Genomic DNA, 15,179 nt, shown 5'->3' with positions numbered 1-15,179 from the left:
GAAAGCGGGCGGGCCGATCTCTCGGCCCGCCCTGTTCACGGGTCCTTATTCGTAGAACAGCGTCACGGTGGCGGTGGCGTTGACGTGCCCCGCCACCAGTGTGTCTTCGGTTTGGTAGTACCGCGCCACCAGCGGGATCGTCAGCTGTTCCTTGTCAACCGTCGTCACGGCGGTCGTGAATTCAGTGCGGGTCGCAAGCGGTTGGATGACATTGCTGCCGAGTTCGCCCTGCAGCAATTGCACGCCAACGCCCCGCGCCATATCGCCCCCTTGGGCGTTCTTGATGACGTGTTCGGGCGTGCCGTCCGCATCGATCCGATAGGCCACCTTGACGCCTTGATCGCATTCCAGCTTGATGTCAAACGCCTTGTCCGCGGCCGTGGCGCCGCGATGACCCAGGTGACGGTTGTTGATCGTCAGGAGCTCCACCTCTACCGTTTTCTCGCTGACCGTGCAACCAATGCTGCTGGCCTCGTAAGCCACGTTGCTGAAGTCCACCATATTGCTGCGCAACGCACCGTAATAGACTTCAGCGCGATGCGCGAAGGACACGCCGGATTTGATCGGGCCGATCTTGATGAGTTCAAACACGAACTTCTGCGGCGGGTAATACTGCCAGTTTCTGATCCGGTGCCGATGTCCCGGGTAGTTCATGTAGACCCCGCCCTCGTGCGTCCAGAATATCCRCATGCCGATACCCGGAATGCCGGACTCATACACGTGTTCGTAGCCCGGCACCGCCTTCGCGCCCGGTTGCAAACCATACGCGAACCACTCGCCGTTGGTGGTGCAGCGAAGATAGCCAATGCCCTCGTCGATGAATTTCGTGTAGATCGTGCTGCCCACCAGCGCGTCTCGCGGCGGTTTCATTTCTTGCAGATTCTGCGCGGTAATGGTCGTAGACAGGGACTCACCAGTGCATGCCGCCCACGCTGGACGGCCCGCGAACATCAACAATGCAAACCCGAAGGCCGCGAGTCGCAAGGTTGTTTTCATGATGCCGAATCCTGTCGTGACGATGGTTGGACTGGCGTGCATGGCAACTCCAGCTGCGGGTAGTAATGCGCGTCTTCGGACGCCGTTTGCTCGTCGACCTGATAGATGGCCTGACATTGCTGATCGGCCTGTTCTCCCCACTTGACCGCCAGCTGCCCTTGCCCCTGCAAGCCGCGCACGAAAGCCCGGCCGCCCTGACCCACCAGGGTGATGGCATCCATGCCCGGGATGATGACTTCGGCGCCCATGGGAATGGTTGCGCCGTTCTCGCGCACCAGTTTCAACAGGATGGGCCGGCCCGCCACGGTGGGATAGCGCAACAACACGATCGCACCCGCGCGCGGTGATACTTGCTGCGACGTCATTGCCAATTCGACATCTCGCGACGTGCCTTTGGGATCAAGCGCGACTTCATTGCGGCGGTAGGGCATCAGGCCCGCCACGACGCCGTATCCATTACGACCGATGCGGCCACGCGAACCCGAGACAATTCCGGCGCCATGGGCGTCGGGCGCTTCAAGCACCGCCATGGTTTCGCCTTGGGCCTGGGTCGCGTTGATGCCTCCCGCGTGGGCGATCAAGGTCCCGCGCATGCCTGCGCCGAATTGGCGATAGCTGCTACCGCCGCTGCCGCCCGTGCCGCCGCTGCCAGACAGCGTGTAGTTGGCGTGCGCGGTGTCGTAGCGCAGGCTGCCGCCCTGGTTGCCGCTGCCCTGGCCGTTCGTGCGGTCATACGATCCGTAAACGCCATAGCCGAACTGCCCCGTATCGCCTGCGGACCCGCTGACAGACGCGTTGGCGCCGCGCTTGCCGTTGCCTTCAAGATTCATGGATGTGCTGAGATACGCCGCATTCGCGCCGCGTCCCAATGGCAGGCTCAGGCTTAGCAAATACTGATTACCGAAGCGGCCGCGCTCGTCGCGCGTGCGCGACATGCTGATCGTGACACTGCCCCACGCGTAGCCGTTGGAGTAGCTGGTGTAGTAGCTCGTATCGCGGCGGTTGCGGTTCCAGTAGTTCTGCGCGATTCCAGACAGCGTCACGTGCCCCCAGCCATCGCCCAAGGGTTGGCTGATATTGAATTGGAACCGGCTGCGCTCTTTGCCGCCGTATGCCCATGCGCCGCGCGATTCACGCGCCCGTGCGAATTCCCCAAAGCCCAGATAGCCCTCGCTTGAAAACCGATACGCCATCACGCTGAAGTTTGTGGAAGTGGGCTCAAGCAGCTTGCTATAACTTAGCCGCACGCTGCGCCCGCTTGAAGAGCTGCCGGCAGGGTTGTCTGCAACGCGGGTTGCCGCGTCATTTTCCGAGTCACGCGACAGGTCATTCAACTGCCCCCATCGCCCGCCCAGACCCGTTGCGTGCGACTGCGTCAGATCCGCCGCCAACGCCCCCAGCGGCGTACTCACCGCCACGCCGGCCTGAATGGCCCGATACTGCTGCGCCACGATGACGCCGCCATAGCCCGTCACCGTATCGGACAGGCCACGCTGATACGTGCCCTGCACAAACGCGGGCGGCGTACTGAGGGCGTCGTCGCGATACCGGCCGCCCGTCACGCTGAAGCGCGAACTGCCGGGGCGCAGCAACTGCGCCACCGACGCATAAGGCACCACGAAGTGCTTGCTGCGCCCATCCGCTTCGGTGATCGTGACGTCAAGATCGCCCGCGTAACCGGTGTTGTACAGATCGTCGATGGCAAATGGCCCGGGCGATACCGTGGTTTCGTATAGCAGGTTGTTGCCCTGGCGCACGCTGACTTTGGCTGTGGTGTCGGCCACGCCGCGCACCACCGGTGCAAAGCCGCGCATCGAGTCCGGCAGCATGCGTTCGTCGCTGCTGAGCTGGACGCCGGTGTACGGCACGCTGTCAAAGAGATTGCCCGGCGTGTAGAACTGGCCCAGGGTCAGTTGCGCACTGGCCGCCGTCACATCGCGCTGCGCGTAGGTGCTCAATGCCTGATAGCGGCTGCGCTCGGATGCGCCGGGGTCGTCGGTATAGCTGAAAGAACCGTTGTGCCGAAAGCGCCACTCGCCCAGATTGACGCCCGCGTTCGCGCTGCTGTAGAAGCGGCGTTGCGTGCGATTGCCGACACGGTTGGACGACAGGTTAAGCCCGTATCCCAGAAAGCCGGCATCCACGCCCGAATCCCATTCTTCCGGCGGCACGTAACCGCGCGCCACCGACTTCAGGTAGAGCTGAGCAATGGAAAGATCGGCGCGCAGGTCACCCAAATCGACATCGAATTGGCTCGCGGGCGGCAGGCTGTCGACGCCCAGGCAATCAGTTTCCTGTTCCACAGCGCCCGAGGGCGTGGCCAACATTGCCAGGTTGACCCCCAGCCGCTCATAGACCTTGGCCGGCAGACAGGGCTGCACCGCCGGCTGGCCCGGGGACGTGGGCGACGGCATGGCCTTGACGTAGATCTGCTCACGGCCCACCCGGTTTCCGTTCAGGTACAGGTCCAATTGGTAGACACCCGGCTCCAGGGAATTGCCGCGCTGGAAGCGCGACAAGTCCACCGTTTGCCCTCGGCGGCTGCCAAAGAATGCGGGGTTGAATTCGACGGACTCGCTGGCCTGGGCCGCTGCGCTTGCCAAACCGGACCCAAGTAGAAGCCAATGGCCGATGCGTAGACGGCGGAACATGACGCCGCTAAGAGTCAAGGCGACTTTCGCGCCGAACCGTGGCGCCGTAGTCGTTGATCCATTCGAACACTACGGCGCCCTTGGCGCCCGCCGCGTTCGGCAGTTTTCCGCCGCCCAGTTCCGTTACGGACTTTGGGGCCAGCATGCGGCTCGGCACCGGCAGGGTGCGCCCGTTCTGCAGCGTCAGTTCGACGGTGGTCAATGACACATGAAAAGCGCTGTCATTGCGCACTTGCAGCGTCGGGCCGTTGCTGCCTTGCACGATGCGCCACTGCAACTGCGCGGCTGCCTCGCCCACCGTGCCGGACAGGCCCATCGGGCGGAAGAACAGCTTGATGCGGCTGCGGAAGGCCAGCTGCATGTGGTTCGCCACTTGCGCGGACGGCAGCGGCGGGACGTCGAGCACGTTCATCCAGAAAACGGATTCGCGGTCGGAAGGCACGCCAGATGACGGTGCATACGCGATGCGCAGCGTCTGGCCCTTGCCCGGGTTGATGCGCGCAAGCGGCGGCATGATCATGAACGGCACGTTCACTTCATCCGGGGTGGAGTTCGCGTCGCCGTCGTCGATCCAGGCCTGCACCAATGCTGGCTGGCCGCCGTCGTTGGTCAAGCGCAAGGTGACTTCGCGTTCTTGGGCGGGATAGATGATGCGCGTGCCGCCGATCACCACGTTGGACTGGGCGGAAGGGGGCAGCAGGGTCGCACAAGCCAGGCATAGCGCCGCGCATAGATGGCGGAGCATGGCCCGGCTGGCGGAATCTGAAAGCCCCCTGAGCGTGCGCTCAAGGGGAGCCGGCTTCATTCGTAGATCAGGTCCAGCAGCACTTCGGTCTGGACGAGACCCGCCGTGGTGGCTGCGGTTGCGGCCAGGTACTGGGCGTAGAACTCGAGCTTTGCCGTGCCAGCATCGATGCTGACCGTTTCAGCGCCATCGCCCGTAAACAGGTTGATGGGCTGATATTTGCTGTTCAGCAACTGCACCTGCGCGCTGGAAGCATCCTTGCCATCTTGGGACGCCGCCTGGTTGATCAAGGCGCCCGTGGAAGGATCGACGTTMGAATCACGGTTAAAGCGCGTTGTCACTTTGCTGCCCGTGCAGCCAGTCAGGTTCAATTCGACGAGCTTACGGCCGGCGACATCATTTTGGTTAGCCAGAGCGCTGACGCTGACGGGGTCAAGCGACACCTGTTTGACGCCTTCGCTGGCCACACCCTCGATTTTGCAGGTGGAGGAAGACACCTCGCCCTTGAACACCAACTTCACATCCGCCGCCAACGCACTGCCGCACAGTACCAATGACGACAATGCCAGGCCTGCCGCAACAATCTTCTTATTCACCGCACTCTCCGACTGACTTCTCACCAAGGCGGGCGACCTGCCACGCCTTGGTCCGCCGCGCAGAATCAGGACGAAGCCGTCACTTGATCAGTGCAGAGGACCAGAAGCATTGTTTCGAATCCGTCGGTCGTGAAATACGAGAAATTTCTCAAAGAAAATTTTGCGGCCCTGCGGTGAGGACGATGCACAACACATCTGCGCAGGGCATTACAGAAATATCAGTTGAGCTTGGCTCCCGACACCTCTACCGCCTCTTTCCATGCCCCCAACTCATGGTCGATATGCGCCGCAAATTCAGCGGGCGTGGAGCCGACCGTTTCATATCCGTAGCCCGCCAACTGCTGCTTCAAGGCAGGCAGCGCTACCGCGTCCGCGATACCCCGGCTCAGGGCGTTGACGACATCAGGCGGCGTGCCAGCAGGCGCCAACACGCCGTACCAGCCATTGACCACGAAGCCCGGCACGCTTTCGGCCACCGTCGGCACATCGGGCAGCAAAGGCGAACGCCGTTCGCCCGTTACGGCAATGGCCTTCAGCTTGCCGGCCTGCACCTGGGGCAGCGATGTGGAAATGCTGTCGAACATCAGCGAGACTTCGCCGCCCAGCAAGGCGACAACCGCCGGGCCGCTGCCTTTGTACGGCACATGCATCATGTCGATGCCCGTCTGGTGCTTGAACATTTCGGCGGCCAGATGGCTGGTATTGCCGTTGCCGGCCGACGCGAAGCTGAGTTTGCCGGGATGGCTCTTGGCGTAGGCGATCAATTCAGGAACCGTGGAGGCGGGCGTATTCAATGGCGCGGCCACCAGCATCGGCAAGGTCGCCACCAGCGAGACCGGCGCAAAATCCTTGCGCGTGTCGTAGGGCAAAGACGGATACAGGCTGGGGTTGATGGCGTGCGCCGCCAGCACCATCAGCAAGGTGTAGCCATCGGGCTTGGCGCGCGCCAGTTGAGCCGACGCGATCGCCCCGCCCGCGCCCGGCTTGTATTCCAGCACCACGGGCTGGCCCCACTTCTTTTGCAGCTCCGCCCCCAAGGGACGCGCCAGCATGTCGGCGCTGCCCCCGGGCGGATACGGAATCAGCAGTGTGATGGGCTTGTCGGGGTAGACCGGGGCGGCCTGCGCGGCGCCGATGGACAACACGCACAGCGACGCTGCGGCCAGCAGGGAACGGATCATCAGCAGTCTCCTTGGCCCGAGGGCCGGAATCGAAGGGGCGGGGATCGAAGGGCGGGATCGAAGGGGCCGGGATAGAAGGGCGGGATCGGAGCGCGGGCGCCTCCATGCCCCCGCCGTCAGGCGTAACGCGGCGCGCCAGCGGCATCCAGCACGATCACGCGCGGTGTCTCGGGGAAGTTCAACGGTGCATCCGTGACCGACCGCAGATACGCCGCGCTGACGCCCGCCGTCATGGCGTGAACCTTCAGCCCCTCTGGCGTCACATCAATCACGGCCAGATCGGTATAGATACGCGTGACCACGCCCTTGCCCGTCAGCGGATACGTGCATTCGCGCAGCACCTTGGGCGTGCCGTCGCGGCCCCGATGCTCCATCGTGACCAGCACCTGCTTGGCGCCTACCGCCAGGTCCATGGCGCCGCCCACGGCGGGAATGGCGTCGGCGGCGTCGGTTTTCCAGTTGGCCAGGTCGCCCGTTTCCGACACCTGAAACGCGCCCAGCACGGCGTAGTCCAGATGGCCGCCGCGCATCATCGCGAACGAGATGGTGTGCTCGGTGATGGATGCGCCGTCCAGCAAGGTGATGGGCTGGCGGCTGGCGTTGATCAGGTCCGGGTCCACGTGCTCGCCGCTGGCGGCGGGGCCCATGCCCAGGATGCCGTTTTCGCTGTGCAGCAGGATGTCTTTGTCGGGCGGAAGGTAGTCGCCCACCAGCGTGGGCATGCCGATACCCAGGTTGACGATGGAGCCGTCGGGGATATCGCTGGCCAGCAGCTGCGCGATCTGTTGCCGGGTCAGGCCCGTGATGGGTTGCGTGTCTTGTGTGCCTTGTGTGTGTTGCATGTCAGGCCTCCACCCGCACCACGGATTTCACGAAGATGCCTTGCGTCATGACCTGCTCTGGCACGAACGTGCCCAACGGCACCACTTCGTCCACCTGCGCAATCGCGTGGTCCGCGGCCATGCACATCACCGGATTGAAGTTGCGCGCGGCGTGCCGGTACATCAGGTTGCCCCAGCGGTCGCCCAAGTGCGCACGAATCAGCGCGTAGTCGGCGCGCAGGGGGTGTTCCAGCACGTAGCCCACGCCGTCGATCACTTCCTGGCGGCGGCCCTCGGCCAGCTCGGTGCCATAGCCCGTGGGCGTGTAGAACGGGCCCAGGCCCGCGCCGGCCGCGCGCAGGCGTTCAGCCAAGGTGCCTTGCGGCACGCATTCCAGTTCGACTTCGCCCGCGCGGTAGGCGCGCGCAAACGCGTCGGAATTGGGCGGACGCGGATGCGAGCAGATGATCTTTCTGACCTGCTTGCGAATCAGCAGCGCGGCGATGCCCCGTTCGAAGGTGCCCGCATTGTTCGAAATGATGGTGAGATCGCGCCGGCCCGATTCCGCCAGGCAATGCAAAAGCTCGTAAGGCACGCCCGCTTCGCCAAACCCGCCCACCAGCACGGACGCGCCATCGGGAATGACGGCAATGGCGTCGGCCATGGATGCTTGAATCTTGTCGATCACTTATTGCTCCTGCGCCAATCCGGCCGCGTCCACGATCTGTTTCCAGCGGGTGCGTTCCTGGTTGATGAAGGCCGTGAACTCGGCCGGCGTGTTGCCGCCCGCCTGCCCGCCCATGGCTTTGAAGCGGTCGGAGATATCGGGGCTGCGCACCACATCGCGGGTGGCGGCGTAGAGCTTGCCGACCACGTCTTCTGGCGTGCCAGCCGGGGCGATGAGCCCGAACCAGGCGGTCACCACCATGTCTTTCACGCCGGCTTCGGCCATGGTCGGCACGTCGGGCAATTCAGCCAGCCGCCGCTCGCTGGTGACGGCCAGCGCACGCAGCTTGCCCGACTGGATGTACGGCATGGAGCTGGGCAGGTTGTCGATCATGAAGGTGAACTGCTGGCCCAGCAGCGCGGCCACGGCGGGGCCGGCGCCCTTGTACGGAATATGCGTGCCGGCCACCCCCGCGCGTTGCTTGAAGAGTTCGCCCGACAGATGCGGCGATTGGCCGGCGCCGGAGCTTCCGAACGACACCTTGGACGGGTCCCGCCTGGACTGCGCCTGAAGGTCCGCCACCGAGCGCACGGGTGACGCTTCATTCACGACCAGCACGTTAGGCACCGAGATCACCAGCGTGACGGGTGCGAAGTCCGCGGGCTTGTAGGGCAGCGTCTTGTACAGCGCGTAGTTGATGGCGTTGGGGCCGATGTTGCCCATCAGCAGCGTGTAGCCGTCGGGCTTGGCGCGGGCCAGCGTTTGCGCGCCGATGATGCCGGCGGCCCCCGCGCGGTTCTCAACGATGACCTGCTGGCCAAGCTTGGCGCCCAGCTTGTCGGCAATCAGCCGCGCAGCGATGTCGGTGGTGCCGCCGGGTGCGGCGGGAATGATGAGGGTGATTGGCCGTTCAGGCCAGGCGGCGTGCGCGGGGCCCGCCAAGGCGAAGGCCATCGCGCCGGCAGCCAGCCAGCGATGCGAGTGCAACATGCTTGTCTCCCGACGTGATCATTGATTGATCAACTTGTGGGAGGAGTGTGTGCGCCGCGCTGGCAAATGCCTATTCTGCAATGTGGAGGTCAGGCTTCGCCTGAGCTGAACGCGCGTCGGCCCGCCCTTTCAACCGCCGCCTTAGCCCTCGCCTTACCCCGCGGCCCTTTCAACCGCCGCCTCTGCCCTCGCCTTACCCCGCGGCCCCTTCAACCGCCGCCTTTCCCCTCGCCTTACCCTGCGGCCCGTTCCCACCGGCGCTGGATGGCCTTGGCCGCGACCACGCCATCCGCCATCGACGTCACCACGCAAGGATGCATGCGGTGCGCCACTTCGCCCACGGCATAAATGTCGGGCACGCTGGTTTCGGCGGTAGCGAAGTCGGTGCGGATATAGCCGCGTTCGTCGCGGGCCAATTGCAGGCTGTCGGCGAAGGCGGCTTGCGGTTCCCAGCCGTAGAAGACCAGGATCAGATCGTATTGACGGCCATCCACGCTGCGGGTCGCGGGGTCGACGGTATAGGGGCCGATACGCACGCCATCCCGCCCGGCGCGCGTCACCCATTGCTGCTGCGCGCGGACGCTGCGGGCGTACAGGTGCACGGCGCGCGCGCCGCGGTTGCGCACGTAGACGTAATTCTCAAACGCGTTGTCGCCGCCGCCCAGCACGGCCACCGACAAACCGGAATAGTCCTGCGCGACGATGGGCGAACCCGGGCCGATCAGCACGCCGGGCCAATTGGCGCCCGGCGGGTGATCCGGCAGGCCCTTGGCGCGCACGCCCGAGGCGATCACCAAGGTGCGGCCGCGCACGGACGTTTCGCCATCCGGCCCGTGCAGCGTGGCCTGGATGCCGCCCTTGCAGGGCAAGACGCGGGTCACGCGGGTTTCCAGCCGCAGCGGCACATTGGCCGCGCGCACGCTGGTGTCGATATTGGCCGCCACCTGCTGGCCAGTCACGCCGGGCAAGACGGCGATCCAGTCGTCGGAAAACGGGTTGTCACTGCTTAAACCGCCCAGGCGGGCGCTGGCTTCCACCAATAATGGGGACAAACCAAGTCTGGCCAGCCAGAGCGCGCAGGAAGCGCCCGCCGGCCCGCCGCCTACAATGACCGCATCGTGCAACTGTTGCATTTCACCCCTTATTGACTGCGCCGGCGTCTCTCGGGCGCCCGGACATGGCTGAATTGTAGCCAGCGCGCCGCCCCCGATCCGCTGTCCCTTTACAATTCCGGCTGTCCCACCAGGTTTCCATCATGCCCACACGCCGCATCATCCTTTCCGGGCTTGCGCTCGACGCCCGCATCGGCATCCTCGAGCACGAGCGCCGCGCTACCCAGCCCCTGCATGTCGACGCCGAATTCGACGTGGATATCCAGCGCTCGGTCGACGACCACGATATCCACAGCGTGCTGGACTACCGCCGCCTGCGCGAAGCCATCGTTGAAGAATGCACGCAGGCGCATGTGAACCTGATCGAAACCCTGTCCGAACAAGTGGCCGCGCGCCTGCTGGCCGACTTCCAGGAAATCCGCTCGCTGCGCCTGCGCATCAGCAAGCCCATGGCCTTTTCCGACTGTGCGGCGGTGGGCGTGGAAATTCAGATCACGCGTTGACCATGAACGATATCGCTCCCCCTGGCATCCGCTTCCGCACGGAAGCCGAAGAAAAAGCCCGCCACGAAGGCAACAAGCTGACCAAGCGCCTGGCGCGCGAAACCACGCGCGCCCTGTCCGACTACAACATGATCGGAGAAGGCGACCGCGTCATGGTCTGCTTGTCGGGCGGCAAGGATTCCTATGCGATGCTGGACATCCTGCTCCAGCTGCAAAAGCGCGCGCCGTTCAAGTTTGAGCTGATCGCGGTCAACCTGGACCAGAAGCAGCCGGGCTTTCCCGACCACATCCTGCCCCAGTACCTGAAAGATCTGGGCGTGCCCTTCCACATCGAGACGCAGGACACGTATTCCATCGTGACCCGCGTGCTGGAAGAAGGCAAGACGATGTGCTCGCTCTGTTCGCGCTTGCGCCGCGGCATTCTGTACCGCGTCGCGTCTGAGCTGGGCGCCACCAAGATTGCGCTGGGCCACCACCGCGACGACATCCTGGCCACGTTCTTCCTGAACCTGTTCTACGGTGGCAAGGCCAAGGGCATGCCGCCCAAGCTCGTGTCCGACGACGGCCGCCACACGGTGATCCGCCCGCTGGCTTATGTGGCCGAAACGGACCTGATTGCGTATGCCGAACTGAAGCAATTCCCGATCATTCCGTGCAACCTCTGCGGCTCGCAGGAAAACCTGAAGCGCAAGGAAGTGGGCCGGATGATCAAGGATTGGGACAAGCAGCATCCGGGCCGTTCGTGGAACGTGTTCAATGCGCTGTCGCGCGTGGTGCCGTCGCATTTGATGGACCGCGACCTGTTCGATTTCGTGGGCTTAAAGCCCACCGGCGTGCCGGACGCCAATGGCGACACGGCGTTTGACGCGGTGGACCCGGATGACGACGCGGACGAAGCCTGCGGCGACACGCCCGAAGCGTTGGAGCCGGGTGCGATTGTTGAAAAGAAAGTGATGTTCACGCGTCAGTAAAAGGCCAGGCCCCGAGACAAAACTCGGAGAACAGGCCACGCAAGCAAGTCACGAGAAAGGGCCGCCCACAGCGGCCCTTCTCTTTTTCGTGGCCAGAATTAATTCAAGGCCGCGGCAAGAACGACAGCACCGCGTCCACAAACTCTGCGGGCCGTTCAATGTTCGACAAATGCACGGTGGGCATTTCCACCCACATCGCACCCGGCACCGTGGCGGCGATCAGTGCGCCATGGCTCGCGGCGGTGACCGTATCGTCGCGGCCGGCAATCACCAGCGTCGGGCGATTGATCAGGGCAATCGTGCGTCGCAAGTCTGCATCCCGAACTGCCGCGAAGGCGCCCGCAAGACCTTGGGGGTTCGTCGCCAGCAGCATGGTGCGGAAGTGATCAATGACCGGGCCGCCCGCTTTCAACATGGCTGCCGGAAACCAGTTCCCCAGAAACATCGCGGCGGTGTCCATCATGTCCGGCGCCTGCAAGGTCGCGGCGATGCGCGCGTCCCATTGTGGCGCGGGCCCCAGGTAGGAAGACGTGTTGGCCAGAATCAAATGGTCAATGCGCTCGGGCGCATGCACGCCCAGCCACTGGCCGATGAACCCGCCCAGCGACAGCCCCAGAAAATGCGCGCGGGCAATGCCCAATGCGTCGAGCAGCTCGATCACGTCGCGGCCCAGGCGGTCCATTGAATACGCGCCCGCCGGCACGCCGGATGCGCCATGGCCGCGCGTGTCGTAACGCAGCACCCGGAAGCGTTGGGACAGCACGTCGATCTGGCCGTCCCACATGTGCAGCGTGGTGCCGATGGAATTCGATAGCACCAGCACGGGCAGACGGTCGCCGCCGTCAATCTGGTAGGCGATTCGGACGCCATCGCCGGTGGTGAACGTGGAGCGTGCTTGCATGAGGAATCCGCCTTGAGCGTTGAACATGACGCACAGCGTAGTGGCGGCGGATTGAAGAAGAAATTACAAAGTTCGCACAGTCTTTGTCGGAAAAGCAGACATGAGCGACTTCACCCTGCACGACCTCCAGTGCTTTGACGCCGTGGTGCGCCTGGGCGGATTCCAGGCGGCGGCGGCTGCACTGCACCGCTCGCATCCCGCCGTGTTCGCCGCGGTAGCCAAGCTGGAACGCCAACTGGACCTGACGCTGTTCGACCGCGGCGGCTACCGCGTGCGGCCCACGCCGGCAGGCGAATCGTTTCACCGGCAGGCGCAAGGTTTGCTGCGCGAGCTGGACGCCTTGCGCACGCATGCCGCGCAATTGGCGATGGGTGAGGAAAGCGAGCTGCATGTGGTGATTGGCGATCTGTGTCCCCGGCCACAGATGCTGGGCCTGCTGAGCCGCTTCTTCGCGCAGTGTCCGGCCACACGCCTGCACCTGCACTTCGAGGCGGTGGGCGGGCCGGTGGAACGCTTGCTGGACGGGGATGCCGACCTGATCCTGCACCGGGTGGATGACGGCGAGTCCCGCATCGAGTGCCTGGATTTGCTGGCGGTGCCGTTCACGCCCGTCGTGGCGCCGGGCTTTCTGCCCGCGACGGCCCAGCAACCCATCACGCCGCGTTTGCTGCGCGACTACACGCAGTGCGTCATGCGCGACACCGCGCGCCATACGCCCGCGCGCAACTACTTCATGATCGAAGGCGCGCATCAATGCACGGTGGCGGATCAGCAGATGAAAAAAGAGGTCATCCTGCAAGGCATGGGCTGGGGCCACCTGCCGCGCTTTTTGATCGAGGATGAATTGCGCGATGGACGGCTGCTGGACATCACCAGCCGCCATCTGCCAGGCAGCGTCGAAGCGCTGGTGGCGGCGCGACGCAGCGACCGGCCGCAGGGGCCGGTGCTGAATCTCTTATGGAAATATCTGGAGGAGGCCGTCGCGACCGGTGGAGCATTCGGCCCGGGTGGATGATGGGCCGGGTGATATCCCGGGGATAAGACGCGCGGTGATGCGGGTGCGGGTCCGGGGTTCAAGCCCGGACTCGCCCCGCTACGCGTTCAGCACCCGAATCGGCTTGCCCGCCTGAAACGCCTTCACGGCGTCCAGCGCGTTCTGGTAGAACGCCTCGAAATTCTCGCGGCTGACATAGCCCAGGTGCGGCGTCAGGATCACGTTGTCCAGATCGCGCACGGTGTCGGTGGGCGACAGCGGCTCTTCGGGATAGACGTCCAGGCCGGCGCCCGCGATGCGGAATTTGACCAGTGCGTCCATCAGCGCTTCGTGGTCCACCAGGCCGGCGCGCGATGTGTTCACCAGATAGGCCGTCGGCTTCATCGCGGCAAGCGCCGCGGCGTCCACCACGTGGCGGCTGCGGTCGGACAGAATCAGGTGCAGGCTGACCACGTCGGACGTGGCAAAGAGTTCATGCTTGTCGACCCGCGTCACGCCCGCCGCTTCGGCGCGTTCGTCGGTCAGGTTGGGGCTCCAGGCCACGACATCCATGCCGAACGCCTGCCCCACCTTGGCGACGGCAGCGCCCAGCTTGCCCAGGCCCAACACACCCAGCCGCTTGCCAGCCAGCGGCTCGGGCATGGCGGTTTGCCACATGCCGCGACGCATCGCCGCGTCTTCGGTGGTCAGATGCTTGAACAAGCCCAGGATGTGCGCCCACGCCAGTTCGGCGGTGGCGGTATTGGCGTCGGCGCTGCCGGGTGCGCCGCACACGACGATGCCCTGCTCGGTGCAGGCGGCCATGTCGATGGCGTTGTTGCGCATGCCGGTCGTGATCAACAGGCGCAGCTTGGGCAGCGCGCGGATGCGCTCGGCGGGGAACGGCGTGCGTTCCCGCATCGCCACGATCACGTCGAAAGATTCGAGCGTGACGTCGACCTGTTCGGCCGGGATGAAGTTGTTGAAGATCTGCACCTCGGCGTCACCGCCCAGCGAGGTCCAATCTGCATAGCGCCGGGCTACGTCGTGGTAATCGTCGAGTATTGCGATTTTCAAGTCATGTCTCCGGGTGGCGAGGCGCCTGCCGCGCCAGCCACCCGGCCGGCGCGCGGGGCGCCGGTCAGTTCAAACGGGCTTTGAGTTGGTCCAGCGGGATGGCGCCGCTAACGCGCGAACCATCGGCAAAGAACAGGGTGGGCGTGCCGCGCACCATCAGTTGCTGGCCCAGGGCAAGCAGCTTGTCTTCGGGCACGTCGCAGCTGGCGGTAGCCGGCTTCTTGCCGCGCACCATCCAGTCGTCCCAGGCTTTGCCCTGGTCCTTGGCGCACCAGACGTCACGCACCTTCGTCTTGGAATCCGGCGACAGAATCGGGTACATGAAGGTGTACACGGTGACGTTGTCCAGCTCTTCCATCGTGTGGCGCAATTGCTTGCAGTAGCCGCAGTTGGGGTCTTCGAAGATCGCAACCTTCTTCGCGCCATTGCCCTTGACCTGCTTGATGGCAAGTTCCAGCGGCAACTGGTCGAACGTGACGGCGCTGAGCTTTTCCTGGGATTCACGGGTGACGTCGCGGCGGGTCATCGCGTCTATCAACGGACCTTCCATGACCCAGGTAACCTTTTCATCCGTGTAGATCAGGTCCATGCCCAACTGGACTTCGAACAGGCCATAGGGCGTTTGGCGCACGGTGGTGACGTCCATGCCGGTGAAGCGCTGCTGGAAACGTTCCTTCACAGCCTCCGCCACGGGGTCGATCTGCGTGGTGGACACGCTTTTTTCGCCCTTGCCCGGCTGTCCGACGGACTGCGTGGAGACGGCCTTGTCACCCTTGGCGGGCGCTTGCGCGTGGGCGGTGGCGGTCAGTCCCAGGCCACCGGCCAGGAAACATGCCGCCAGCGTGGCGGAGATGCGGAAGTTCATTTGTACTCCTGTACTTATCGTGTTCTTTGGTGGGAAGCGTAACGCATCCGGGCGGGGGGCTGAGCCGGGATGGTTTTGAGAGAGAGGGGTGCAGTGTCTGTCAGACGTCTGCCCGCCCTCAAGGTTCCAA

15 protein-coding genes are annotated in these 15,179 nt (G+C 64.3%); 3 read left to right on the top strand and 12 right to left on the bottom strand.

From position 1 onward, the window contains the following. Window positions 1-45: 45 nt before the first annotated feature. From AC1DB0_RS09760 to AC1DB0_RS09720, 9 genes are all read right to left on the bottom strand, one after another. Window positions 46-870, bottom strand: coding sequence for a fimbrial protein (locus AC1DB0_RS09760; protein ID WP_476758648.1), 825 nt, complete (start codon window positions 868-870; stop codon window positions 46-48). Between the two features lie 122 nt (window positions 871-992). Next, window positions 993-3,647, bottom strand: a complete 2,655-nt coding sequence (locus tag AC1DB0_RS09755) for a fimbria/pilus outer membrane usher protein (RefSeq protein ID WP_476757423.1) — start codon at window positions 3,645-3,647, stop codon at window positions 993-995. Between the two features lie 7 nt (window positions 3,648-3,654). Then, window positions 3,655-4,392, bottom strand: a complete 738-nt coding sequence (locus AC1DB0_RS09750; RefSeq protein ID WP_082386912.1) for a fimbria/pilus periplasmic chaperone — start codon at window positions 4,390-4,392, stop codon at window positions 3,655-3,657. Window positions 4,393-4,448: 56 nt separating this feature from the next. After that, complete coding sequence (locus AC1DB0_RS09745; RefSeq protein WP_054421214.1) at window positions 4,449-4,988, bottom strand: fimbrial protein; 540 nt, start codon at window positions 4,986-4,988, stop codon at window positions 4,449-4,451. A gap of 218 nt (window positions 4,989-5,206) precedes the next feature. Next, the gene (locus AC1DB0_RS09740) at window positions 5,207-6,169 is read right to left on the bottom strand and encodes a Bug family tripartite tricarboxylate transporter substrate binding protein (protein ID WP_054421213.1); all 963 of its coding nucleotides are present in this window, start codon (window positions 6,167-6,169) and stop codon (window positions 5,207-5,209) included. Between the two features lie 116 nt (window positions 6,170-6,285). Further along, window positions 6,286-7,011: a 3-oxoacid CoA-transferase subunit B gene (locus AC1DB0_RS09735; protein ID WP_054421212.1), complete on the bottom strand. Its 726-nt coding sequence runs from the start codon at window positions 7,009-7,011 to the stop codon at window positions 6,286-6,288. 1 nt (window position 7,012) lies between these two features. Further along, a complete protein-coding gene (locus tag AC1DB0_RS09730) occupies window positions 7,013-7,678 on the bottom strand; it encodes a 3-oxoacid CoA-transferase subunit A (RefSeq protein WP_476757422.1) in 666 nt (221 codons plus the stop codon). Next, window positions 7,679-8,647 (bottom strand): Bug family tripartite tricarboxylate transporter substrate binding protein, encoded by a 969-nt coding sequence (locus AC1DB0_RS09725; RefSeq protein ID WP_054421210.1) that lies wholly within the window; start codon window positions 8,645-8,647, stop codon window positions 7,679-7,681. Window positions 8,648-8,880: 233 nt separating this feature from the next. Further along, the gene (locus tag AC1DB0_RS09720) at window positions 8,881-9,780 is read right to left on the bottom strand and encodes an NAD(P)/FAD-dependent oxidoreductase (RefSeq protein ID WP_054421209.1); all 900 of its coding nucleotides are present in this window, start codon (window positions 9,778-9,780) and stop codon (window positions 8,881-8,883) included. Window positions 9,781-9,902: 122 nt separating this feature from the next. On the opposite strand from AC1DB0_RS09720, the gene folB reads away from it, so the two are divergent. Both folB and ttcA read left to right on the top strand, forming a co-directional pair. Beyond that, window positions 9,903-10,262: a dihydroneopterin aldolase gene (gene folB / locus AC1DB0_RS09715; protein WP_006217044.1), complete on the top strand. Its 360-nt coding sequence runs from the start codon at window positions 9,903-9,905 to the stop codon at window positions 10,260-10,262. A gap of 2 nt (window positions 10,263-10,264) precedes the next feature. After that, complete coding sequence (gene ttcA / locus AC1DB0_RS09710; protein ID WP_175170574.1) at window positions 10,265-11,233, top strand: tRNA 2-thiocytidine(32) synthetase TtcA; 969 nt, start codon at window positions 10,265-10,267, stop codon at window positions 11,231-11,233. A gap of 103 nt (window positions 11,234-11,336) precedes the next feature. On the opposite strand, the gene AC1DB0_RS09705 is transcribed toward ttcA, so the two are convergent. Beyond that, the gene (locus tag AC1DB0_RS09705; RefSeq protein WP_476757421.1) at window positions 11,337-12,134 is read right to left on the bottom strand and encodes an alpha/beta fold hydrolase; all 798 of its coding nucleotides are present in this window, start codon (window positions 12,132-12,134) and stop codon (window positions 11,337-11,339) included. 100 nt (window positions 12,135-12,234) lie between these two features. Between AC1DB0_RS09705 and AC1DB0_RS09700 the strand changes: the two genes are divergently transcribed. Further along, a complete protein-coding gene (locus tag AC1DB0_RS09700; RefSeq protein WP_476757420.1) occupies window positions 12,235-13,149 on the top strand; it encodes a LysR family transcriptional regulator in 915 nt (304 codons plus the stop codon). A gap of 78 nt (window positions 13,150-13,227) precedes the next feature. Here the strand turns inward: AC1DB0_RS09700 and AC1DB0_RS09695 are convergent, their stop codons facing one another. Together AC1DB0_RS09695 and AC1DB0_RS09690 are read right to left on the bottom strand one after the other, a co-directional pair. Beyond that, the gene (locus tag AC1DB0_RS09695) at window positions 13,228-14,184 is read right to left on the bottom strand and encodes a D-2-hydroxyacid dehydrogenase family protein (RefSeq protein WP_476757419.1); all 957 of its coding nucleotides are present in this window, start codon (window positions 14,182-14,184) and stop codon (window positions 13,228-13,230) included. 64 nt (window positions 14,185-14,248) lie between these two features. Beyond that, entirely contained in the window at window positions 14,249-15,049 is an 801-nt protein-coding gene (locus AC1DB0_RS09690) for a DsbC family protein (protein WP_054421204.1), read from the bottom strand. Window positions 15,050-15,179 lie beyond the last annotated feature (130 nt).

Source organism: Achromobacter sp. 10T422 (assembly GCF_056394065.1).
Note: the sequence above shows the minus strand (reverse complement) of the source record. Positions and strands in the feature narration are given on the sequence as shown.